Source organism: Rhizobium sp. SVR5-9E (assembly GCF_056755095.1).
On the sequence record NZ_JBNDHS010000284.1, the window covers coordinates 1 to 357 of the forward strand.

At 52.4% G+C, this 357-nt stretch carries 1 protein-coding gene; it reads left to right on the plus strand.

Going from position 1 to position 357, the window contains the following annotated elements:
* Window positions 1-357: MFS transporter (locus ACPYOJ_RS34810; protein WP_481420297.1), on the plus strand; the 357-nt coding region annotated here is incomplete at both ends.

Sequence of the window (357 nt, forward strand, 5' to 3'; positions counted from 1 at the left end):
CCACGATTGTTATCGGTATTTCAATGGCCGTCCTTGACGGTGCAATCGCTAACGTTGCCCTGCCAACCATTGCCAGCGACCTGCATGCCTCCCCTGCCAGTTCTATATGGATAGTCAATGCCTACCAGATAGCGATCGTGGTTTCACTGCTCTCGTTCTCTTTCCTGGGCGATATGTTCGGTTACCGACGGGTGTATCAATGTGGCCTGCTGGTGTTCACCTTTACTTCACTTTTCTGTGCCCTTTCTGATTCGCTGCATACTCTCACGCTTGCGCGCATAGCGCAGGGTTTTGGGGGGGCTGCACTGATGAGCGTCAACACGGCGTTGATCCGCTTAATCCTGTCTCTTATACACA